General features: G+C 73.7%; 21 protein-coding genes and 1 tRNA gene. 13 read left to right on the forward strand and 9 right to left on the reverse strand.

Annotated features, from left to right (window positions below; genetic code table 11):
• The first annotated feature begins 69 nt into the window (after positions 1-69).
• The 4 genes from QUV83_RS13970 (at position 70) to QUV83_RS13985 (ending at position 6,073) form a co-directional block, all read left to right on the forward strand.
• The gene (locus QUV83_RS13970; protein WP_289565372.1) at positions 70-2,547 is read left to right on the forward strand and encodes an HtaA domain-containing protein; all 2,478 of its coding nucleotides are present in this window, start codon (positions 70-72) and stop codon (positions 2,545-2,547) included.
• 200 nt (positions 2,548-2,747) lie between these two features.
• The gene (locus QUV83_RS13975) at positions 2,748-4,088 is read left to right on the forward strand and encodes a transcriptional regulator (protein WP_289565374.1); all 1,341 of its coding nucleotides are present in this window, start codon (positions 2,748-2,750) and stop codon (positions 4,086-4,088) included.
• Between the two features lie 331 nt (positions 4,089-4,419).
• Positions 4,420-4,974 carry a DinB family protein gene (locus QUV83_RS13980; protein WP_289565375.1) on the forward strand — a complete coding sequence of 185 codons (555 nt, stop codon included), beginning with the start codon at positions 4,420-4,422 and terminating at the stop codon, positions 4,972-4,974.
• Positions 4,975-5,140: 166 nt separating this feature from the next.
• Positions 5,141-6,073, forward strand: a complete 933-nt coding sequence (locus QUV83_RS13985; protein ID WP_289565376.1) for a hypothetical protein — start codon at positions 5,141-5,143, stop codon at positions 6,071-6,073.
• 100 nt (positions 6,074-6,173) lie between these two features.
• Here QUV83_RS13985 and QUV83_RS13990 read toward each other — a convergent pair whose 3' ends face one another.
• The 4 genes from QUV83_RS13990 to QUV83_RS14005 form a co-directional block, all read right to left on the reverse strand.
• On the reverse strand, positions 6,174-7,154 hold the full coding sequence (locus tag QUV83_RS13990; protein WP_289565378.1) for a transglutaminase family protein: 981 nt from the start codon (positions 7,152-7,154) through the stop codon (positions 6,174-6,176).
• On the reverse strand, positions 7,151-9,745 hold the full coding sequence (locus QUV83_RS13995; protein WP_289565380.1) for a circularly permuted type 2 ATP-grasp protein: 2,595 nt from the start codon (positions 9,743-9,745) through the stop codon (positions 7,151-7,153). Before QUV83_RS13995 ends, QUV83_RS13990 begins: the two co-directional genes overlap by 4 nt.
• Positions 9,746-9,862: 117 nt before the next feature.
• On the reverse strand, positions 9,863-10,414 hold the full coding sequence (locus QUV83_RS14000) for a GNAT family N-acetyltransferase (RefSeq protein WP_289565381.1): 552 nt from the start codon (positions 10,412-10,414) through the stop codon (positions 9,863-9,865).
• A 10-nt stretch (positions 10,415-10,424) separates the two neighbouring features.
• Complete coding sequence (locus tag QUV83_RS14005) at positions 10,425-10,793, reverse strand: ArsR/SmtB family transcription factor (RefSeq protein WP_289565383.1); 369 nt, start codon at positions 10,791-10,793, stop codon at positions 10,425-10,427.
• A gap of 96 nt (positions 10,794-10,889) precedes the next feature.
• Between QUV83_RS14005 and arsM the strand changes: the two genes are divergently transcribed.
• The 3 genes from arsM to QUV83_RS14020 are packed head-to-tail and all read left to right on the forward strand — an operon-like array spanning position 10,890 to position 13,254.
• A complete protein-coding gene (gene arsM, locus QUV83_RS14010; protein WP_289565384.1) occupies positions 10,890-11,675 on the forward strand; it encodes an arsenite methyltransferase in 786 nt (261 codons plus the stop codon).
• 26 nt (positions 11,676-11,701) lie between these two features.
• A complete protein-coding gene (gene arsB, locus QUV83_RS14015; RefSeq protein WP_289565386.1) occupies positions 11,702-12,844 on the forward strand; it encodes an ACR3 family arsenite efflux transporter in 1,143 nt (380 codons plus the stop codon).
• Positions 12,841-13,254 (forward strand): arsenate reductase ArsC, encoded by a 414-nt coding sequence (locus tag QUV83_RS14020; RefSeq protein ID WP_289565388.1) that lies wholly within the window; start codon positions 12,841-12,843, stop codon positions 13,252-13,254. The genes arsB and QUV83_RS14020 overlap by 4 nt, the downstream gene beginning before the upstream one ends.
• A 6-nt stretch (positions 13,255-13,260) precedes the next feature.
• On the opposite strand, the gene QUV83_RS14025 is transcribed toward QUV83_RS14020, so the two are convergent.
• Positions 13,261-14,370, reverse strand: a complete 1,110-nt coding sequence (locus tag QUV83_RS14025; protein WP_289565390.1) for an FUSC family protein — start codon at positions 14,368-14,370, stop codon at positions 13,261-13,263.
• Positions 14,371-14,496: 126 nt separating this feature from the next.
• Here QUV83_RS14025 and QUV83_RS14030 point away from each other — a divergent pair, with 126 nt between their 5' ends.
• Positions 14,497-15,021, forward strand: coding sequence for a MarR family winged helix-turn-helix transcriptional regulator (locus QUV83_RS14030; RefSeq protein WP_289565391.1), 525 nt, complete (start codon positions 14,497-14,499; stop codon positions 15,019-15,021).
• A 22-nt stretch (positions 15,022-15,043) separates the two neighbouring features.
• Here the strand turns inward: QUV83_RS14030 and QUV83_RS14035 are convergent, their stop codons facing one another.
• On the reverse strand, positions 15,044-15,472 hold the full coding sequence (locus tag QUV83_RS14035) for a CBU_0592 family membrane protein (protein ID WP_289565393.1): 429 nt from the start codon (positions 15,470-15,472) through the stop codon (positions 15,044-15,046).
• Positions 15,473-15,715: 243 nt separating this feature from the next.
• Between QUV83_RS14035 and QUV83_RS14040 the strand changes: the two genes are divergently transcribed.
• Positions 15,716-16,621, forward strand: a complete 906-nt coding sequence (locus tag QUV83_RS14040; RefSeq protein ID WP_289565395.1) for a LysR family transcriptional regulator — start codon at positions 15,716-15,718, stop codon at positions 16,619-16,621.
• 26 nt (positions 16,622-16,647) lie between these two features.
• Here the strand turns inward: QUV83_RS14040 and QUV83_RS14045 are convergent, their stop codons facing one another.
• Positions 16,648-17,172, reverse strand: coding sequence for a DUF4870 domain-containing protein (locus QUV83_RS14045; RefSeq protein WP_289565396.1), 525 nt, complete (start codon positions 17,170-17,172; stop codon positions 16,648-16,650).
• 79 nt (positions 17,173-17,251) lie between these two features.
• On the opposite strand from QUV83_RS14045, the gene QUV83_RS14050 reads away from it, so the two are divergent.
• The 3 genes from QUV83_RS14050 to QUV83_RS14060 are packed head-to-tail and all read left to right on the forward strand — an operon-like array spanning position 17,252 to position 18,236.
• Complete coding sequence (locus tag QUV83_RS14050) at positions 17,252-17,515, forward strand: type II toxin-antitoxin system Phd/YefM family antitoxin (RefSeq protein WP_289565397.1); 264 nt, start codon at positions 17,252-17,254, stop codon at positions 17,513-17,515.
• Positions 17,512-17,895 (forward strand): PIN domain-containing protein, encoded by a 384-nt coding sequence (locus tag QUV83_RS14055; protein ID WP_289565398.1) that lies wholly within the window; start codon positions 17,512-17,514, stop codon positions 17,893-17,895. Before QUV83_RS14050 ends, QUV83_RS14055 begins: the two co-directional genes overlap by 4 nt.
• Positions 17,892-18,236, forward strand: a complete 345-nt coding sequence (locus QUV83_RS14060; protein WP_289565399.1) for a hypothetical protein — start codon at positions 17,892-17,894, stop codon at positions 18,234-18,236. Before QUV83_RS14055 ends, QUV83_RS14060 begins: the two co-directional genes overlap by 4 nt.
• 63 nt (positions 18,237-18,299) lie before the next feature.
• On the opposite strand, the gene QUV83_RS14065 is transcribed toward QUV83_RS14060, so the two are convergent.
• Positions 18,300-18,953, reverse strand: a complete 654-nt coding sequence (locus QUV83_RS14065; RefSeq protein WP_289565400.1) for a hypothetical protein — start codon at positions 18,951-18,953, stop codon at positions 18,300-18,302.
• Positions 18,954-19,060: 107 nt separating this feature from the next.
• Between QUV83_RS14065 and QUV83_RS14070 the strand changes: the two genes are divergently transcribed.
• Positions 19,061-19,504 (forward strand): hypothetical protein, encoded by a 444-nt coding sequence (locus QUV83_RS14070; protein WP_289565402.1) that lies wholly within the window; start codon positions 19,061-19,063, stop codon positions 19,502-19,504.
• A gap of 355 nt (positions 19,505-19,859) precedes the next feature.
• On the opposite strand, the gene QUV83_RS14075 is transcribed toward QUV83_RS14070, so the two are convergent.
• Positions 19,860-19,930, reverse strand: a tRNA-Gly gene (locus tag QUV83_RS14075).
• Positions 19,931-20,027: the final 97 nt, after the last annotated feature.

Genomic DNA, 20,027 nt, shown 5'->3' on the forward strand with positions numbered 1-20,027 from the left:
GCGCAACCGCATCCGCACTTCTCGCCCATCCCCGGCGTCTGACCGCGCCCGAACTGAAGGAGCTCTCCTGTGCTGACAGGAAATAGGAGGGCCCGGTCCGCCGGGCGAGTCCTCGCCGCGCTGACCGCGGCCGCGATAGCCGCCACCACGGCCGTCGTCGGACTGGCCGGGGTGGCGAACGCCGCCGAGGGGCCGAGCATCGACGTCTCGACAGCCGCCGCAGGTGGTGGCGAGATCACCATCACCGGCACGGGCTTCGCTGTGGACGCGGTCGGGGTGTACGTCGGCCTCGGCGCCACTGGCGCCGCGAACTTCTACCAGGCCACGATCGCCAGCACGGTGTGGGTGGCGCAGGGCCAGGCGGCGAGCGCCACCACCGCGCCGCTCGGTGCGGATGGCTCCTTCAGCGTCACGTTGACTGCCCCTGCGCCGGCGGGCGAGGGCGTCAGCATCTACGTCTCCAAGGCGCACGGCCAGGGCGCGTTCGCCGACCGGACGCAGAACCTGAGCGTCCCGGTGGCCTACGCGACAGCGCCGGAGCCCACCCCGTCGCCGGAGCCCAGCTCGTCCCCGGAGCCGTCGCCGACCACGAGCCCGGAGCCGTCGCCCTCACCCTCGACGTCGCCCAGCCCCGACCCGGAGCCCACGACGTGGACCCCCGCGCTGACGGTCTACGCCGCTGACGGCACGACGCCGCTCGGCAACACGGCCGTCCGCGCCGGCGACACGATCGTCGTCAAGGGCAAGGGCTACGACCCGAACGCCAACGTCGGTGGCCGCGGCATGCCGATCCCGAAGACCCTCCCGCAGGGCGCGTACGTGGTGTTCGGCTCGACGGCCGCCGTCTGGCGCCCCTCGCAGACCACGGCCTCCGGGGTCCGCACGAGCACGACGCAGGGCTGGGTGCTCCCCGAGTCCGTCCTGACGCAGGTCAGCGAGGCGATGCAGCCCGCGATCCGCAAGGAGTGGGTCCCGCTGGCCGCTGACGGCACGTTCACGGCGACGCTCACCATCGCCGAGCCCAAGCTGATCGAGGGCGGCACTGTCGGCGTGTACACCTACGCCGCCGGCGGCACGACCAACGCCGACCAGGAGATCTTCATCCCGGTCAACTACACCTCGGCCCCGGTGGCGCCCGAGCCCGAGCAGCCCACCGACCCGACAGCCCCGAGCCTGACGGTGAGCCCGGCGACGAACCTCGACCCGACGGTCGACCAGAAGATCACCGTCACCGGCGCCGGTTTCGCGGGGGCGCTCGCCTACCAGGGCGTCTACGTCAACCTCGGCACGGCCGGGCAGTGGACCCCGGGCACGGCTCCGTCGCAGGACGGCTGGGCGGCCCAGGCCTACGTCCCGGCGGCGCGGATCGCCGCGGACGGCTCGTTCACCACGACCCTCACCATCAAGGCCGGCACGGCGGCCGCGGGCTCCACCTACGTCGCGGCGGTCTTCTGCGCGCACGCCTGCTCGGGCTTCGACCGGTCGCTTGACGCGGTCTCCGGGCCGATCACGTTCGCCACGAAGTCCACCGGCGGCACGCTGCCGACCCCGACGCCCGAGGCGCCCCCGGTGCTGGCCGTCGAGGGCGTCCCGGCCGGCGGCGGCGTGACCGCTGGCCAGTCGGTGACGATCGTCGCCAGCGGCTTCCAGCCGAACGAGACGGGCATCCGCCTCGAGCTGCACTCCGACCCGATCGTCCTCGCCACCGGCCTCACGGCCGACGCGACGGGCACGGTCCGGGCCACCGTGACGCTCCCGGCCAACACGCCCGCAGGCAGCCACCACCTCGTGGTGATCGCCGCCGATGGCCGCCAGGTCGCGTTCCCGGTGACCGTCGCGGCAGCGGCGCCGGTCTGCGTGGCGCGCGTCGTCTCCGGCGCCACGCTCACCTGGGGCTTCAAGAGCGACTTCCGTGACTACATCACGGGCAGCATCGCCAACGGCTCCATCACCGCCACGGGCGTCTCCGGCTCGGGGCCGTGGACGTGGAGCGGCGGCAGCGGCACGTTCAACACGAATGACGGTGTGGGCCGCGCGGCCTACGCCGGGTCGGTGCGGTTCACCGGCCACGGTGGCGTGCTGGACGTGACCATCTCGAACCCGCGCGTCCAGGTGAACAGCGCGACGTCCGCGACGCTCGTGGCGGATGTGCGCACCGCGGAGAAGTCCTACTCGGGCATCGCGGTGGCGACGCTGCGCCTCGGCGACGGCACGGCCTCGCGCTCCGGCGACAAGCTGACGTGGCAGGGTGTCCCCGCGACGCTCGCCGCCGCGGCGGCCCCGGCGTTCGAGGGCTTCTATGCCGCGGGCGCGGCGCTTGACCCGGTGTCGTTCACGCTGCCGCGGGGCGCCGAGACGGACTGCACGGCCGCGTCCGGCGCGGCGTTGTCGAAGTACGGCAAGGGCGGGGTGCTGGCCACCACGGGTGGCGACCTCGACGCGCTCGCCTACGCGTTGTTGCTGGTGGCCTTCGGTGGCGCACTGGTGCTCGTCGCACGGCGACGCGCGCGGGCGTCCGCGCCGGTGACGGCGCGACTCGAGGGCTGACGCCAACGTCACCAGCAGGAGAGCGGCGCTGATCGGTTGCGGAATTGACCGATCGGCGCCGTTCTCGTCATGTGGGGGAAGCCAGCGCCTCGAATTCCACGGCGAAAGCGTCTTCTTTCGCCATTTGCCACTATCGATCTAGAATCGGGACGAATCACTCGACGACAGCCGCTCGACGACGAGGTCGGGAAGGGTGTGTGATGCGCCGACGAGAAGTGCCCGCCGTTCCACCTGGGGTGGACCCCTCCGCCCTCGCGGCCAGCCTGCGCTCGGCCCACGAGGCATTCGTGACCACTGGCGCGCTCGAGAACGCCGTGCGCCCCGTCGTCGCGAGCTCGTGGCGGCGCAGCGCGCGCAATGGCGTGGACCCCGAGCAGCCGCTGGCGCCCGTCGACCTCACCACCGCTGAGCTTGTCGCCTACCGCCGCGACCACCCGTTGGCGGCGGCCATGCCGGCGGTGCGCAGGCTGCTCGTCGACGGGGCGGTGGGCGATGGGATCGTCACGGCGCTCACTGATGACGTGGGGCGCCTGCTGTGGGTCGAGGGCGACGGCAAGGTGCGCAAGGCCGTCGACCGCGTCGGGTTTGTGGAGGGCGCGTCGTGGGGTGAGGAATACGCCGGGACGAATGCGCCGGGAACTGCCATCGCGGCGCGGCGCGCGTTGCAGGTCTTCTCCGCCGAGCACTTCACGCGCTCGGTGCAGCCGTGGAGCTGCTCGGCGGTCCCGGTGCGTGATCTCGCGACGCGTCGGGTGCTCGGGGTTCTCGACGTGACGGGCGGCGACCATGTCGCGTCGGGCCTCATGCTCTCGTTGGTGCGCGCCACGGTGATGGCTGTCGAGCTGGAGCTGGCCGCCGCGACGGGGGCGTTGCGCATCGGCGCCGGGGAGCAGGATCCGCGGGCCGGCGTCGGGCCTCGAGCTCCCGGCACGGCACGGCTCGAGGTGCTGGGGCAGAACGCGGGCATCCTGCACGGGCCGGACCCGGGCGCCTCCAAGAGCCTGAGCCTGCGCCACGCGGAGCTGCTGCTGTTGCTCGCCGCGAACCCGCGTGGGCTCAGCGGCGAGGAGCTCGCGGTGCACCTGCACCAGGACCACCTGAGCGATGTGACGGTGCGGGCCGAGGTGTGGCGGCTGCGGCGGGCCGTGGGGCCGTTGCTGGGCGAGTCGCGGCCGTACCGGTTGGCGGTGCCGTTGTACACGGACGCGGACGCGGTCCGCACGGCGCTCGCGTCGGGTGACGTGTTGGGAGCCCTGGCGAGCTATCCCGGGCCGATGCTGGTGCGCTCCCGCGCGCCGGGGGTGGAGCGGCTGCGCGCGGAGCTGAGCGCCGAGCTGCGCGCGTCGGTGCTCGCCTCCCAGGATCCCCGCGCGCTGGAGCGGTGGGTGGCGACGGACGAGGGCGCGGAGGACTGGCAGGCGTGGCAGGCCCTCGCGCGCCTGTCGACCACCGGCTCGCCGCGCTGGGCGCGGGCGCACGGCCGCCTCGACCTGCTCTCCCGCGAGCTCGGGGTGGGTCCCGCGAGGCACCTTCGCCGGTGAGCCGGCTGCCGTTGGGGGTGCGCGGAGCCGCGCCCAGGGGCCTGTGGACAAGCTGGGGAGAATTCCCGTCAGATTGGTCGGAAACTGCAACCCGGCTGCAACGTGCAGCCCTTTACGGTGGTTTCTACCGGCTTGACCCGCCGCGGAGATCCAGGTCGTGGGGGTCTCCGACTCCAGCCCAGGGGCTTGACTCCTGGGTTGGACCGCCGGGGTGCCGCACGCCCGGGGGGAGACGTGCGGCACCCTGAGCGGACTGCGGGCAGGCCGGGCCAACGTGTGATCGCGCAGTCGCCCTTGCCCTGCGCCGGAAGGCGGGGAATAAGGTGCGCGCATGACGTCTCCAGTGCCCGAGGTGCCCCAGGCCGCCCCGCCGATCGTGCCCGACACGAAGGACTGGACCGCTGTGCTGGGCGTCGGCTGTGAGGAGTGCGGGTTCCGCCCCGACGAGGTCCCGCCGGCCGCGCTCGGCGGCGCGGTGCGGGACATGGCGCCGCGGTGGGTTGCCGCTCTGCACCGCCCTGACGTGCAGGTTCGCCCCGATCCGACGACGTGGTCGGTGCTCGAGTACGGCGCGCACGTGCGCGATGTGCACCTGCTCTTCGCGGAGCGGCTGCGTCGGATCCTCACCGAGGACGATCCGCTGTTCGACAACTGGGACCAGGACGCGACGGCTGTGGAGCAGCGCTACGACCTGCAGGACCCGGCGGTGGTGGCCGACGAGCTGGCAGACGCCGCGGAGGCGTTCGCCGCGTTGCTCGACGGCGTGCGCGAGGCGGACCTCGACCGGCCGGGGCTTCGGAGCAACGGGTCGGCGTTCACGGTGCGCACCCTCGAGCAGTACTTCCTGCACGACGTGGTCCACCACCTGCACGACGTGCGGGGCTGACCCCCACGTAGTTATCCACAGGCTCTGTCCACACCTGTGTGCACAGAGCGACGCTCAAGCGCGCGAACCTGTGGACGCACCGGTGGACGGCCGTCCGGAGCGCTCGACCCACGGCGCACACGGAGTGGAAACCTCCCGGCAGCATCACGTCAGTACCGTCCGCCGCATGCTCACCCTCACGCCCGGCGTCATGGGCGGGCCCGTGCTCGGCCTGCCGCAAGGACTCGACGTGCTCGCGCTCGCCGGGGCGTGGTTCCCCCACGCGGCCTGGGACCGGGCGCCGGTCACCGCCGCCCAGGCGCAACGGTCCGCACGGCCGATGGCCGGGGCCCGGTTCCGCGGCCTCGCGCAGGCCGCCGCCGCCGAGCCGGGCATCCTCCGGATCGCCGACGACGCGGTGCTGTCGGGGCCCCATCCCCTCGAGGCGCCGTCGCCGGCGCGCGGCTCCCGTGCGGGCTCCTGGCTGCTGGACGGCTACGAGGTCGAGCACAGCGGAGCGCTGCCCCCGCCCGAGGTGACGCGATGGCTCACCGCCGCCGCGCGGCATGCCGGGGGAGCGGTGGTCGCCCCGGATCGGTCCACGATCTCCACGTACGACGCGGCGATGGTGGTGGATCTGACCCTCTGGTCGGCGGTGGCGCTGCCGGTGGACGCGCTCGTGCGGTTGGTGCGCCCACGGCTGCCCGGGGCGCGGGTCAGCATGTCGGCCCCGCCCTCTCCCGCCTCGGGGTCCACCCCGGTTCCCGCCGTCGGCGGCTCGGCGGTGGCGCCGTACGAGATGGTCGCGCGGTTCGAGTACGACGGCGAGGTGCGGCTGCGGTTCGGCAGGGCTCCGGGCCCGAGGGTGCTCGACTCGATCGGCTGGCGCGACCACGGCCCGTTCGCGTACGCGGTCCGATGGGCGCCGCCGGACCCCGAGGAGCTCGAGAGCCCGCATCCGACGACCTCGCACCTGATCGCCCGCAGCCGGGTGGCGCCGGTGGTCGCGCGGGTGGTGGGAGCGCTGATGCCGGCAGTGGGCGGTGTCGTGGTCGACGACGGGGGGTTCCTGGTGGGACCCGCGGAGTTGGGCGTGCGGGCGCGCGGCCTAGAGCGCTGATCGCCCGTCGCCACCGCGCTGAGGGCCGGTGGAGGCCCTCAGAGGGCAGTTATCCACAGATGTTGTCCACAGCCCTGTGTTCTCCGCGTATTTCTGCGGGTCAAGTTGTGGACATGCCTGTTGACGGCCCAGTGGACAACAACTCCAGGTCCACCGACACGGCCAGCTCGGAGCCCGCGCCCTCCGTGAAGATCACGCCTCGCAGCGGCGGCACGTCCGCATAGTCGCGGCCCCACCCCAGGACCACGTGCCGGTCGCCCACGAACAGGTCATTGGTGGGATCCACCTCGACCCACCCGGCGCCTGGCGCCCAGGCGGACACCCACGCATGCGACGCGTCGGCGCCCCGCACCTTCGGGCGGCCCGGCGGGGGCGAGGTCTCCAAGTAGCCGCTCGCGTACCGGGCGGGCAGGCCGTGCACGCGCAACGCCGCGATCATCAGATGGGCGAAGTCCTGGCAGACGCCCGCGCCCTGGGCCAACACCTCGGCCTGCGTGGCGCCCACAGTGGTGGAGCCCGGGCGGTAGGCGAGCTCGGTGCGGATGCGATGGGTGAGCTCGACGAGCACCTCGCTCAGAGGGCGGCCCGGGGTGAACGTGGGCGCCGCCCAGGCCCGCACCCCGGCGGAGAGCACGACATGCCGCGACGGCAGCACCGCCTCGCGGAGAGCGAGCAGGTCGCGGCCGGCGGCGTCCCCATGGCCGTCACGACCATCGGCGCCGGCTGCGCTGCCGAGGGCTGCCCGCGCCGCGCGGGAGGCGTCCTCCCAGCCGACGTCGGGCAGGCTCTCCACGCTGGCCGCCACCCGGGAGACCGCCACGGTGGACCGCGCCGTGACGACCAGCTCGCGGTGCGGCGCCGTCACCGCGAAGTACGTCGACCCGTTGCCGAAGTAGTCGCGGTGCGCGTCCGTGTCCGCCGGCGCGGGGTCCACCGTGACGGTGGAGTCGAGGACGCGCTGATCGGGAAGGTCGCGGGGGATGAGCGTGGTGCGCCCGTAGGAGCGGGTCACCGGCTCGGTGTACCGGTAGGTGGTGCGGTGCCACACGGCATACGTCCGCGCCGGGCGGGCGGCGCTCATCGGGCCGCCTCCGGGGCCTCGTCGTCGGCGCGGCCGTCGCCGCCGCCCGTCTCGCCGCCGCCCGTCTCGCGGCCGCCTGCCTCGCCGGCGCCCCACACCTCGTCGAAGGCGCGGCTCGGCGTCGGGTGGGCGAAGTACACCCGGCTGATCTCGTCGGCGACGGACCGCAGCCGCCAGCGCAGTGACTCGAGCGCGTCGGCGAGCCGGTCGCGGCGCCCGTCCTCCGAGGCGAGGGCCACCGCCGTGGTGTCCAGCTCGGTGAGCAGGTCGGCGAGGTCCTGCAGCAGCCGGTCGCACTGGTCGAGCGACTCCTGGGCGGCGGGGACCGCGGCCAGGTCCTCGCGCAGCCGCCCGAGTTGGAACGCCAACGAGCGCGGGTTCGACGCGTCGGTGAGCAGCAGGTCGAGCACCGTGGTGACGCTCGCCCGCGACTGGTTGCGGCGGCGGTAGGTGAGGATCGACTCGTGCGCGAGCAGCACGGACTCGATGACCAGCGAGTCGACGTCGTCGGCGCGGCGGGTGGTCAGGGCCCGGTCCAGGGAGTCGACCACCCCCAGGGCGCGCTCGGTCCGGCGGCCCGCGTCGAGGAGGCGCCAGCCCGCGTCGAGCACCATGCTCTCGGCGCTGATGCCGGCCACCGCGAGCAGCGCCTCCAGCAGCCGGTCCAGCACCGGGCCCATGCCGGTGGCGCCCGGGTCGCCGCGTCGCGCGGGGTCAGGGCGGCCGCGGTCCTCGGCGGAGGCGTCCGCGAGCGCGCGCTCCATGCTGGCCAACGGCAGCCAGGTGTCCTGGGAGAGCTGATCGCGCACCGCCGCGGAGGCCTCCGCCAGGCGCCGCACCGACCAGGCGACAGTGCCCGGCCGCCACCGTTCGAGGAGTTGGCTCCGCAGGTCGGTGGTCGCCGCAGGGGAGGGGTGTGGGTCCCGCGTCCCGGAGGCGCGGGCCAGCCACGCCCGGGGCTCGTCCGCGTCGAGGGCCGCGAGCAGCACCGCCAGCGCCCGCCCGCCCACAGACCCCGGCGCGCGGTGGAAGTCCTCCCACCGGTCCACGGCGGCGCGCAGGGCGCGGACCGTGCCCTCGGCGCGCTCGGCGTAGCGGCCCATCCAGAAGAGGTTCTCCGCGGTGCGGGGGGACAGGCCGGTGGGGATGCGCTGCGGCGCCGCGTCGCCATGCACCCACGAGTCGGGGCTGGTGTCCGGCTCGGAGGACACCACCCACACGTCCTTGGCGACGTGTCCGGGGGCGGTGGCGTCGGGCTGGGCGGCTCCGGGCATGAGGCGTGCCAGGCCACCGCGCATGACCTGGTAGTCGCCGCGATGCGCGACGCTGAACGCGCGGAGTTGTGCCGAGCCCACGGCGGGGTCGATGGCTCCGATGGGCTCCTGGCCCACCCACAGGTCGGGGTGGGCGCGGATCTGGTCGGCGAGGTCGTCGCGCTCGGCACGGCCCAGCAGCCAGCCGTCCACAGGCGTGCCGTTCGGCGTGGTGGGCCGCAGGGTCAACCGGTCCAGGCGCGTCAGGACGTGCGCGCGGGCGGACTCCTCCCCGCACCAGAACGTGGCGGGGGAGCCGAGGAGCAGGTCCTGGCCGAGCACCGCCCGGGCCAGCCGCGGCAGGCAGGCGAGCAGCCCGGGGCTCTCCAGCACCGACGTGCCGAGCGGGTTCACCACCCCCACGGACCCGGCCCGCAACGCGCGCACCAGGCCCGGCACACCGAGCCGGGAGTCGGCGCGCAGCTCGAGCGGGTCGCACAGGTCGTCGTCGATGCGACGCAGCACCACGTCCACCTGCTCCGCGCCGTCCACGCCCTGGGCCCACACCCGGCCGTCCCGCACCACCAGGTCGCTGCCCTCGACCATCGGCAGGCCGAGCATCGAGGCCAGGTAGGCCTGGTCGAAGGCCGTCGAGCTGTACGGGCCAGAGGTCAGCAGCACCACGCGCGGCTCGTCCACGCCCTGCGGCGCCGCGTCGCCCAGCGCCAGCCGCAATGCGTGGAAGAACGGCCCGATGCGCTGGATGGGCGCCTGCCGGTACACCCCGGCGAGCACGCGGGCCACGACGCGGCGGTCCTCCATCGCGTAGCCCGCGCCGGCCGGGGCCTGCGTCCGGTCGGCCACGACCGTCCACGCGCCCGCGGGATCACGGCACAGGTCGGTGGCGCTGAGCACGAGCCGGCGCGCGCCGGGCGACGGCAGCCCGTGCGCCGCGCGCAGGAACCCGGGATGGCCCAGCACCAGCTCAGGCGGCAGCAGGTCGTCGCGGAGCAACTGCTGGGGGCCGTACAGGTCCGCCAGGACCGCGTCGAGCAGTTCCGCGCGTTGCACGAGGCCTGCCTCCAGGGCGGCCCACTCCTGCTCGTGCACGACGACGGGCACCGGGTCGAGCCGCCAGTCGCGGGAGCCGTTCTGCGTGTCGTCGCTGCCGTGGCTCACCCCGTGGTCAGCGAGGAGCCGGGCCGCCTGCGCGCGGTACCGCGCGATGTCGGCATCGGTGGGGGCGCTCGCCGCGTCGGGCAGCCAGGACCAGTCGGGCCCGTCGCCCGTCGACGGCTCCGCGCCGGGCAGCGGCGGGGAGGACAGCAGATCGGTCATCTGCCCGCCCTCCCGTCGCCGTGGCGAGCCGGCACCGGCCCCTCACCCATGATGACGGCAGGACCCCGGCGTTCGGGGGGCATCGGGCCCGCGTGTTCGGCGGCCGATCGCTGGCGGTCAGAGGTGCGGGCTGCGCCGCTCGAGCAGTGCGACATCCAGCCACCGGCCGGCGTAGGGGCCGTGTGTCATGTGGCCGATGCGCTCGCGGACGCCGACGACGCGGAACCCGGCGGCGGCGTGCAGCGCGAGGCTCGCGGTGTTCGCCGTGAAGACGCCGGCCTGGACCGTCCAGATGCCCGCGGCCTCGGTGGAGGCGACCAAGGCGTCGAGCAGCAGCCGCCCGACGCCCCGGCCGTGGGCGCTGGGCGCGACGTAGACGGAGTCCTCGACGACTCCGGCGTACACGCATCGGGACGAGACGGGGGAGGCCGCGCTCCAGCCGAGCACCTGGCCGCGCGCGTCGAGGGCGACGTGGCGCTGATCGGCCAGGTGGCCGGCGTCGAAGTCCTCCCAGGTGGGCGGCGCGCTCTCGAAGGTGCTGGCGCCGGTGGCGATGCCGGCGGCGTGGATCTCCCGCACGGCAGGCCAGTGCTCGGCGGTCAGGGGAGCGATGGCGAGCGGGGTGGCGACGCCGGGCGCGCTCGCGGCGTGTGGCGCGCGCTCGGTCATGACTGCCGCGTCATGACCGCGGCGCGGCGGGGCTGGTGAGGGCTGCGGCGACGGCGTCGAGCGCGCCGGGGACGAGCGCGTAGTAGGCCCAGACGCCGCGCTTGTCGCGGGTGAGCAGTCCGGCGTCGACGAGCACCTTGAGGTGGTGGGAGACCGTCGGCTGGCTCAGGCCGAGGGGTTCGACGAGGTCGCAGACGCAGGCCTCGGCGCCCTCGTGGGAGGCGACGAGGGAGATCAGGCGCAGCCGCGCCGGGTCGGCCAGCGCCTTGAGGGTGCGGGCCAGGGCGGCGGCGTCGGGCGCGGAGAGCGGCTCGTGGGTCAGCGTGGCGCAGCAGGCGGTGCTGGCGGTGTCCACGCTGGGGGTCGCGCTGGCGGTCATCTGGCCAGTATGGCCAGCCCGATCCGCGCTGTCGATATTGACGGCCGTCGATGTATGGCGCCATCCTCATATCGACACCCATCGATGGAGGAAGCCATGACCGAGTCAGCAGCGAGCGGGCAGCAGGACCAGCAGATCGGGCTGCGCGAGCAGGTCCGAGCGCGCTACGCCGCAGCCGCCCTCGCCGTGACCACGCAGGGTGGCGACAGCGCGGGCGGGTGCTGCGCCGGGACCGAGCTCGCGCTCGACGACCAGTTCGGCGGCGCGCTGTACGACGCGGCCTCGGCCGACCAGGTGCCCGCCGAGGCCCTCCTCGCGTCGCTCGGCTGCGGCAACCCGACGGCCGTGGCCGACCTGGCGCCCGGCGAGCGCGTGCTCGACCTGGGCTCCGGCGGCGGCATCGACGTGCTGCTCTCCGCCCGACGCGTTGGCCCCACCGGCTACGCGTACGGCGTGGACATGACCCAGGAGATGCTCGACCTGGCCCGCGCGAACGCCGAGCGCGCCGGAGTGCAGAACGTCGAGTTCCTGCACGGCGCCATCGAGGACCTCCCGCTCGACGACGCCAGCGTGGACGTCGTCATCTCGAACTGCGTCGTCAACCTGTCCACCGACAAGCCCGCCGTGCTGCGTGAGGCGCACCGCGTGCTGGCCCCCGGAGGGCGGATCGGCATCTCCGACGTCGTCGCCGAGGACCACCTCAGCCCCGCCGACCGCGCCGAGCGCGGCTCGCATGTCGGCTGCATCGCGGGGGCGCTGTCTCGCGCCGAGTACCTCGACGGCCTGCGGGCGGCCGGGTTCGTCGACCCCGAGGTCACGTTCACGCACGAGGTCGCCGACGGGATGCACGGCGCCATCGTCCGCGCGACGAAGCCCGCGTGAGGCGAGCCCGCGTGGGCCGAGCCCGCGTGAGCCAGGCGCCGGCCGCGGCCGAGCCCGTGCTGCGGCGGCTGTCCGCCCTGGACCGCCTGCTGCCCGTGTGGATCCTCGCCGCGATGGCGCTCGGCCTGCTGCTCGGGCGTGCCGTCCCGGCGCTGGGCGACGCGCTCCAGGCCGTCACGGTCGGCTCGATGTCCGTGCCGATCGCCATCGGCCTGCTCGTGATGATGTACCCGGTGCTGGCCAAGGTCCGGTACACCGAGACGGCCCGCGTCACCGGCGACCGCCGGCTGCTCGTGGCGTCGCTCGCGCTGAACTGGATCGTCGGGCCCGCGCTGATGTTCGCGCTCGCCTGGCTGCTGCTGCCCGATCAGCCTGAGTACCGCACCGGCCTGATCATCGTGGGGCTGGCGCGCTGCATCGCGATGGTGCTGATCTGGAACGACCTCGCCTGCGGGGACCGGGAGGCCGCGGCGGTGCTCGTCGCGATCAACTCCGTGTTCCAGATCGTCGCGTTCGCGGGCCTGGGCTGGTTCTACCTGCAGGTGCTGCCCGGGTGGCTCGGGCTCGCCACGACCTCCACGCAGTTCTCGGTGGGGTCGATCGCCATGTCCGTCCTGGTGTTCCTGGGCGTCCCGCTCGTCGCGGGCTACCTCACCCGGACACTGGGCGAGCGCCGGCGCGGCCGGGACTGGTACGAGCAGCGGTTCCTGCCGCGGATCGCGCCGGTGGCGCTCTATGGCCTGCTGTTCACCATCGTCGTGCTGTTCGCCCTGCAGGGGGAGGCGGTGCTGAGTCGCCCGCTCGACGTGGCGCGCATCGCGCTGCCGCTGCTGGCCTACTTCGTGCTGATGTTCGGCGGGGCATTCGCCCTGGGCCGCGTGCTCGGGATGAGCTACGCCACCACCACGACCCTGTCCTTCACTGCCGCGGGCAACAACTTCGAGCTGGCGATCGCCGTGGCCATCGCCTCCTTCGGGGCGGCGTCCGGGCAGGCGCTCGCGGGCGTCGTCGGTCCGCTCATCGAGGTGCCTGTGCTCGTGGGGCTCGTCTATGTCGCCCTGTGGGCGGGGCGGCGGTGGTTCCCTGGCGATCCGACTGTCCCCCGTGTGCCCACGTCGTCCACAGCCGTCCCCGTGCACGCCTCGACCCCTGCCAGGAGCTCCCGATGACCGACAAGCCCAGCGTGATCTTCGTCTGCGTCCACAACGCCGGCCGCTCCCAGATGGCCGCGGGGTTCATGTCCACGCTGTCCGGCGGCGCCGTCGAGGTGCGCTCGGCGGGCTCGATGCCCGCTGAGCAGATCAATCCCGTGGCGGTGCGGGCCATGGCCGAGGTCGGCATCGACATCGCCGCCGCCCAGCCCCAGGTGCTGACCCCGGATGCCGTGCGGGCCTCCGACGCGGTCATCACGATGGGCTGCGGCGACGTCTGCCCGATCTTCCCCGGCAAGCGGTACGAGGACTGGGTGCTGGAGGACCCGGCCGGGCGGGGCATCGAGTCTGTGCGGCCCATCCGGGACGAGATCCGCGGGCGGGTCGAGGCGCTGCTGGCGGAGCTGCTCGAGGCCCGCGGCGCCTGACCGGCGTCAGGTGGCGCTCGTCCCCTGCGTCTTCGCCGGCGCGGGGGCCGGGGGCTCGGCTCGGGCGGCCAGGACCGAGGCTCGGTGCTCGGAGGACAGCAGCGCGATGCCGATGCCCACCGCGGCGCCGATAACGGTCTGCACCGCGCGGTCGCGCAGCAGTGGCCCGACGTCGACGGGTCCCGCGACCGTCGACATCAGCAGTGCCATCGGCGTGATGAAGAGCATGGCGAACCCGTAGTTCCGCCCGACGAACAGCTCGGTGACGACCTGCAGCGCGACGATCAGCGCGATGAGCTCCCACCCGTCGAGGCGCAGGTGGAGCAGTGCGGCCGCCACGACGACGCCGAGCAGCGTGCCGACGACGCGATGGGCGGCGCGGAGCAGGCGGGTGGGTGTGTCGGGCACGGACAGTGGGACGACGGCGGCGACCATCGCCCATCCGGGGTGCCCGATGCCCACCGACGTGGCGAGCGCGCCGGCGACGACGATGGCGCCGCCGTAGCGGAGCGCATGCCTCACCACCGTGGGCTCGCGGAGCACGGTGAGCCCGCCGACCTGGGCGAGCGCGCGGGGCCGTGTGCGGCGGCGCCGGCTGAGCCGGCCGGCCTGGCCGATCGCCGTCGCGAACATCGCCGACGCGGCCGCGACGGCGCACGCGGTCAGGATGTCGCGGCCGGAGCCATGCGTCTCGGCGCAGGTCGCCACGGCGAACACCGCGAACAGCGGACCGACGGGGTGCCACCGGGTGAGGTCGCCCACCACTGACGCCACCGTCGCCATCGCGGCGCAGCCGAGCACGAGGACTCCGGCGCGGAGCGTCCCGGTGGCGGGGATCGTCGCGATGGCCGCGCCGAGGGTGACCGCCGCGACGAGGACCGCCGAGGCGGCGAGCTGCGTGTGCAGGCGGTGCCGGTGGCCGTGCATCCTGCCGTACAGCGAGACGAAGGCCCCGAACGCGGCGTAGACGGCCCAGCCGGCGTGACCGGTGGCGGTCAGCGTGAGCAGGGGCGCCGCGACGGAGATCCCGGCCCGCGCCGCGACCGCGTGGCTGTCGTTGTGCGGGCCGAAGCGCACGAGATCATGGGCGCGCGGCAGGTGGGCGGCGATGGACACGCGGCGTGGACCTCCCAGGGGGTGGCGGGTGGGTGATGCTCCTCGACGGCGCGCAGCGGCGCGCGGAGTGCGTCAGGTAGTTTACACGTGAACTAATGCGTCGCCCGGGCGCGGGATCGAGGGGCCATGAGCAGGGAATCGGCGGCGGAGTCCGAGGCGCTCGACGCCGTGGACCACATGCAGGCCCGGTGGGCTGAGCTGCGACCCGAGCTGGATGTCGCGCCGATGGGCGTGATCGGGCGGCTGCTGCGGCTCGCGCCGATGATCCTGGCTCGATGCGAGGACTGGCTCGCCCCGCACGACCTGACCCGCGCGGAGTTCGACGTCGTCTCCGCGCTGTGCCGCAGCGACCGGCCGCTCAGCCCCGGCGACCTGCGCCGGGCGCTGCTGTTCACCGGCCCCGCCACCACCAAGCGGCTGCGCAGGCTCGAGGACGGCGGCTGGATCGAGCGTGTGGTCAACCCCGACGACGCGCGCGGCTTCCTCATCTCCCCGACGCCCGAGGGCGCCCGCAGGCTCGCCGAGCTGCTGCCCCGCTACCTCGCCTTCGAGGACTCCCTGCTCGACGCCCTCGACGCGGGGGAGCGCGCCGAGCTGGCCGGGCTGCTGCGGCAGATGCTGCTCGCCGAGGGGCGCGTGGCCGAGGGCTGAGCGGCCGAGGGCTGAGCGCCCGTCAGGCGACGAGGGTGACCGAGCTCGGCGGCAGGTGGGCCAGGTCGTCGGCGGTGAGGTGCGACGCGGGGGCCGGCACGCGGGGCTCGGAGGCCTGGGTCGGCACCAGGGGCAGGCGCGTCGTGGCGTCGTCGGCAGGGGTCGCGACGGCCGGCGCCGGAGTCTGGGCGTCGGCGGGGGCAGGAGCGCGGCGGCCCCGGACGACAGCGGTCAGCGCATGGGCGCCGATCAGGGCCCAGGCGATGTTCGAGGCGACGGAGGGCCACACCTGCGAGCGGGCGGCGACCACGCACAGCAGCAGGGCGCCGATCGTGTTGGCCACCTGGTACCGGGTGGACGACGCCGACCAGGTCCCCCGCGAGACGAGCCCGTACGCCGTGACGCAGACGAGGGCGCCGATCCAGCCCAGCGAGGTGATGAAGACGTGCACGACCCACTCCAGAGAACACGGTTCTTGAGGGCCCCGCGGAGGTTCACGCGGCGGCTCGGCATCATTCTGTGGGCGGAATGCAGTTCAGCACAAGTGAACTTTATTGCAACCACTGGTAAGTAGAACTGAACGATATCGGCCGGGTCCAGCGCGCCCCGCGAACGGCCCAAAGGCGCCTCAAGCGCAGGTGAAGCCGCAGGTGGCCGAACGGCGGAAGGCCGCGTGCAGGCCTAGCATTCCCCCATGTCCACCGACGCGCGCCGCCTGGCGGTCCTGCTCGCCGTGCACCGTGCAGGCGGGGTGCACGCCGCCGCCGACGTGCTGCGCGTGACACCGTCGGCCGTCTCGCAGCAGATCGCCAGGCTCGAGTCCGAGGAGGGCGTCCAGGTGCTCGACCGCGGGCCGCGCGGCGTCACCCTCACCCCCGCCGGGCGGGTCTTCGCCGAATCGGCGGAACGCATCGAGGCCGAGCTCGTCGAGGCCCGCAAAGCCATCGCGACACTCGCCGGCGAGGTGTCCGGGCGGGTGGTCATCGCCGCGTTCCGCACCGCGATCCGCGCCGTCGTCGGCCCCGCCGCGACAGTCGTCAGCGAGCGCCACCCCGGCGTCGAGCTGATCATCGAGGAGCGCGAGCCCGCCGTGGCCCTGCGCCGGCTCCGCGAGGGCGACGCCGACATCGTGCTGCTCGAGCGCGACGAGGACGCCGACGCCACAGTGCCGCGCGGCGTCCGGGACACCGTCCTGCTCGAGGAGCCGTGGCGGCTCGTGGTGCCCGCCGCCGTCGCCACGCCCACCCAGCTCGACGACCTGCGGGACGCCCTGTGGGTGGGCGCCGAGCCGGGCACTGCCGCCGACCGCGCGCTCAACCGCGTCGCCACCCTGCTCGGCGAGCGCGTCCGCACCCGCCACCAGTACTACGACTTCGACGTCGCCCTGTCCCTCGTCGCCGCCGGCCAAGGCGTCGCGATGCTCCCCGCCCTCGCGCTGCAGGGCGAGATCCCGCAGGGGATCAGCGTCGTGACGGTGCCCGGCCTCGGCTCCCGGCGGCTCGTCGCCCGCCACCGCGCCACCCGGCGCGAGCCCGGGCCCGCCGTCGCCGCCGTCCTCGACGTGCTGCTCGGAACCGCGGGGGCGCTCGAGCTCGCCTGACCGGGCCTGCGGCCGCCGGTCTCGGCCTAGCCGACCCGCTCGACGTCGGTGGCGGCGCGGAAGAAGGGGAGGGCCGGGGGCTTGAACACCTGGCCGCGCGACGTGCGCGTCAGGCCGAGGATGGTGATCACGAGGTGCATGACGCCCAACACGAGAATGGGCGAGAGGAACACCATCTGCCACGGGCCCGCGTCCGGGTCGGGGGTGTCCGGCGCGGTCAGGAGGACCGCGAGCATGGTCGTCGCGATGCTGAGGACGGTGCCGAGCGCATACGTCAGGCCCCAGTTCGCGGCCCGACGCGCGTTCTCGGCGGCGAGCGCCGAGAGCTTGCGCTGACGTGGATACACCGCGGCCATCGCGACCCCGGCGATGAGCACGCTGAAGAACGGGATCGGCAGCCAGGCGAGTAGGCCCAGGAGGTACGGCGTGCGGCCGGTCGCCGGTGGGAAGCCCTGGGCCGGGGGGTCATGGCCAGGGGCGGGGGCGCCGGGACGGGCGCCTGCGTCGCGCAGCGCGAGCTCGGCCTCCTCCGCCGAGAAGCCCTCGTGCATGAGCCGGTTGCGCAGCGGGAAACGGGCCGCGGCCCGAGCGCCCGGGTGCGGTGTAGCACACGGTGCTACATTGGTACTCATGGAGACCGTCGGGGTGCGCGAACTCAGGCAGGACGCGTCTGGTGTGCTTCGCCGGGTCGAGGGGGGCGACCGCCTCGTGGTGACCGTGCATGGGCGACCGGTCGCGGACCTCGTTCCGCACACCGAGACGCGGCCGACGTGGCGCCCGGTCCGTGAGCTCGCGCCGCTGTTCCCGGGCGTGCAGGACGCGCAGTGGGACCAGGACATGGCACTCGTCGACGGTGACATCGCGGACCCGTTCGAGCGCGGCGCCGACCGATGAGGCTGATCCTCGACACGAACATCCTGATCGACGGCCTGGTGCCCACCGACGCAGGCGTCGAAGCGGCGATCAGCATGGCAACGCTCGCCGAGCTGCGGTTCGGGGTCCTGATCGCGCGCACTCCCGAGACGCGGGCGGCGCGGATGCGGGTCCTGTCGAGCGCGGAGAGCGCCCTGGCGGCGCTACCGATCGACGATGCGGTCGCGTCGAGCTACGCCCTCCTGGCGACGAAGGCCGTCGAAGCGGGCCGGCAGCCACGCGCTCGAGCGTTCGACCTGCTGATCGCAGCGACCGCGCATGCGCACGGCGCCGGGCTCGTCACCCGCAATGTCCGGGACTTCACCGGCCTCGACGATCTCCTGGAGATCCGCGAGCCGTGACCCACACCGGGTACGCGCGCGCCACTGACGGGCTCAACTACACGTCGAACGTGACGTGCGGGTCTGTGACCGTCGCCGATCCTCCGCCTCCGCCGCCGACCTGGGTCAGCACCCCTCCGCCGGCGACCTGTAAGTCCGGGCAGCTTGACGCGCTCAAGGTGGGATGGTTGAACACGTTCGGTCCTGACTACTACACGCCGAGCCCGTTCACGGCCCAGTGGTTGTTCCACGATGACGACAAGCGTGGCGGCAAGTGGCGTGTGTGGGCCCAGAAGCGCTCGAACGGCGATGAGCAGTGGACCACTGGAACGTTCGCGTGTGGCGGTAACACAGGCGTCTGATCGCCAGCGAGCACGAAGAAGCCCTCCACCCGAGAAGGGGTGGAGGGCTTCTTCGTGGAGGGCTTATTTCGTGAGGTCGATGATCTCGTAGGCCGACGGGTCGGGCTGTGCCGCGATGCGCTCCTGAACCAAGGCGATCGCGCTCTCGCTGGTGGAGTGCCGTCCAGGCGCGGAGATGCGAAGCTCCGTCGCGGTGGGCGAGATGAACGAGTAGAAGTCCCAGCCGTTCTCCCGCTCACCGGTCTCGAGGTACCTACCGCGCTTGACGATGAACGCGAGCTTCTTGCCCGTTGCCTCGTACGCGCGCTGCGCGACGACGGTGATGGCCTCGAAGTTGGCATCGGACTGTGCCGAGGTGGCGGCGACCTCGGCGCCGTTCCCGGTGGCGAGCGCGTCGTCGATGATGACCTGGGCGGCCGGTGCGGCCGGGTCAACCACAACGAGTGCGCCAGCCGAGGTCTGGTAGACGCCCAGGCCGGCTGCCTTCGCCGCCGCCTCCTCCTCCGGGGTGGTGATGGCCGAGCCGATGTCCGGGATGGTGATCTCCGGGGTCTCGACTGCGGGCGCCGCAGGGGTCTCGACGGTCGCGGGCGTCTCGGTGGCTGCGGGTACGGCCGGGGTGGTGTCGTCCGAGGAGCAGCCGACCAGAACGCCCGAGCCCACCGCGATGACGGCGAGGGTGGCGGTGATGCTGAGGATGACGGTCTTCTTGTTCATGGTCGGCGCTCCGTTCGAACGTTTGTTCATACTCCAGCGTGGGCGCGGTTGGCACTCATGTCCATAGTCTATGGACATGAGTGCGCGTCTCCACCTAGCGTTAGGGCATGGAGTCGCGCCCCGGGCGATCCCCTGCCCCCACCGTGGAGCGGCGCTCGCGCACGCTCGCAGACGCTACCGCCCCCGAACTCCTCGAGGCGCTCGTGGCGCACGCGACCGCAGCCATCGACCCCATGGAGCGCCTGCGTGAGCTCACCGAGATAGATCGCCTGCTCGCCGCTGAGGGTGGAGTCACACAGCAGTTGCGTGAGGCCCGCACCACCGCGATCACCGAACTGCGCGGCCAGGGCATGCCGATCGCCGCGATCGCCGCCGCGATGGGCGTCACGCGCGGGCGGGTGCACGCGCTACTGGCCGGCAACCCGGTCTACGGCCGCCGCCAGACGCCGCGCGCCGAGCGCGGCACGCGGTTCGCGGACGATATCGACGATGCCGGCATCGATGGTGCCGTCATCGTGCGCCCCGAGGATCAGGTCCCCGCCGACCACTGACTCTGCCGGCACCAGCACATACCGTCGACACCTGCGGTGATGACGCCGAGGGTTCGACGAGCACCTCCCTCGTGGGTCCTCGGCGCGCCCGGACGTGGGACCACGCATGCGAGCGCTACGCCCGCGCCTACCCGAGCGGACCGGCGGTAGACCCGCTCGCCGCGGCGCGCAGCGGCCAGCGCTGGCATACGCCGCGCAGTGGCGCCACAGCCCCATGGCGCGCTGCGCCGCCGCAGTCCGCGCCGCGTCCATCTGCTGTTCCGCCGCCAGCGCGACCGCGCTCGTACGCCGAGGCGACGGCGAGCCAGTTCGCCTTGATCTCGTTAGCGACGTTGACCTGCGGGTTCTACCTCGGAGCGGGTGACGAGAATCGAACTCGCGCTATCAGCTTGGGAAGCTGAAGTTCTACCACTGAACTACACCCGCGCGACGGCCGGACGGTCGACGTCGGCCACGCGCCGACCAATATACCTGCCCGAGCCGCTGCGCCGTACCCCCGGCGACGGATCGCGTCGGCCGGGGG

The organism is Cellulomonas cellasea (assembly GCF_030372105.1).
Lineage (GTDB): Bacteria > Actinomycetota > Actinomycetes > Actinomycetales > Cellulomonadaceae > Cellulomonas_A > Cellulomonas_A cellasea_A.

Bases quoted from the DNA above. Each gene is read 5' to 3' on its own strand.
- QUV83_RS14070 (WP_289565402.1), top strand. From the start codon at position 19,061: ATGGAGTCGCGCCCCGGGCGATCCCCTGCCCCCACCGTGGAGCGGCGC.
- QUV83_RS13990 (WP_289565378.1), bottom strand. From the start codon at position 7,154: ATGAGCGCCGCCCGCCCGGCGCGGACGTATGCCGTGTGGCACCGCACC.
- QUV83_RS14055 (WP_289565398.1), top strand. From the start codon at position 17,512: ATGAGGCTGATCCTCGACACGAACATCCTGATCGACGGCCTGGTGCCC.
- QUV83_RS14045 (WP_289565396.1), bottom strand. From the start codon at position 17,172: ATGCACGAGGGCTTCTCGGCGGAGGAGGCCGAGCTCGCGCTGCGCGAC.
- QUV83_RS14020 (WP_289565388.1), top strand. From the start codon at position 12,841: ATGACCGACAAGCCCAGCGTGATCTTCGTCTGCGTCCACAACGCCGGC.
- QUV83_RS13980 (WP_289565375.1), top strand. From the start codon at position 4,420: ATGACGTCTCCAGTGCCCGAGGTGCCCCAGGCCGCCCCGCCGATCGTG.
- QUV83_RS14030 (WP_289565391.1), top strand. From the start codon at position 14,497: ATGAGCAGGGAATCGGCGGCGGAGTCCGAGGCGCTCGACGCCGTGGAC.
- QUV83_RS14005 (WP_289565383.1), bottom strand. From the start codon at position 10,793: ATGACCGCCAGCGCGACCCCCAGCGTGGACACCGCCAGCACCGCCTGC.
- QUV83_RS14000 (WP_289565381.1), bottom strand. From the start codon at position 10,414: ATGACCGAGCGCGCGCCACACGCCGCGAGCGCGCCCGGCGTCGCCACC.
- QUV83_RS13985 (WP_289565376.1), top strand. From the start codon at position 5,141: ATGCTCACCCTCACGCCCGGCGTCATGGGCGGGCCCGTGCTCGGCCTG.
- QUV83_RS13995 (WP_289565380.1), bottom strand. From the start codon at position 9,745: ATGACCGATCTGCTGTCCTCCCCGCCGCTGCCCGGCGCGGAGCCGTCG.
- QUV83_RS14040 (WP_289565395.1), top strand. From the start codon at position 15,716: ATGTCCACCGACGCGCGCCGCCTGGCGGTCCTGCTCGCCGTGCACCGT.
- arsM (WP_289565384.1), top strand. From the start codon at position 10,890: ATGACCGAGTCAGCAGCGAGCGGGCAGCAGGACCAGCAGATCGGGCTG.
- QUV83_RS13975 (WP_289565374.1), top strand. From the start codon at position 2,748: ATGCGCCGACGAGAAGTGCCCGCCGTTCCACCTGGGGTGGACCCCTCC.
- QUV83_RS14050 (WP_289565397.1), top strand. From the start codon at position 17,252: ATGGAGACCGTCGGGGTGCGCGAACTCAGGCAGGACGCGTCTGGTGTG.
- QUV83_RS14065 (WP_289565400.1), bottom strand. From the start codon at position 18,953: ATGAACAAGAAGACCGTCATCCTCAGCATCACCGCCACCCTCGCCGTC.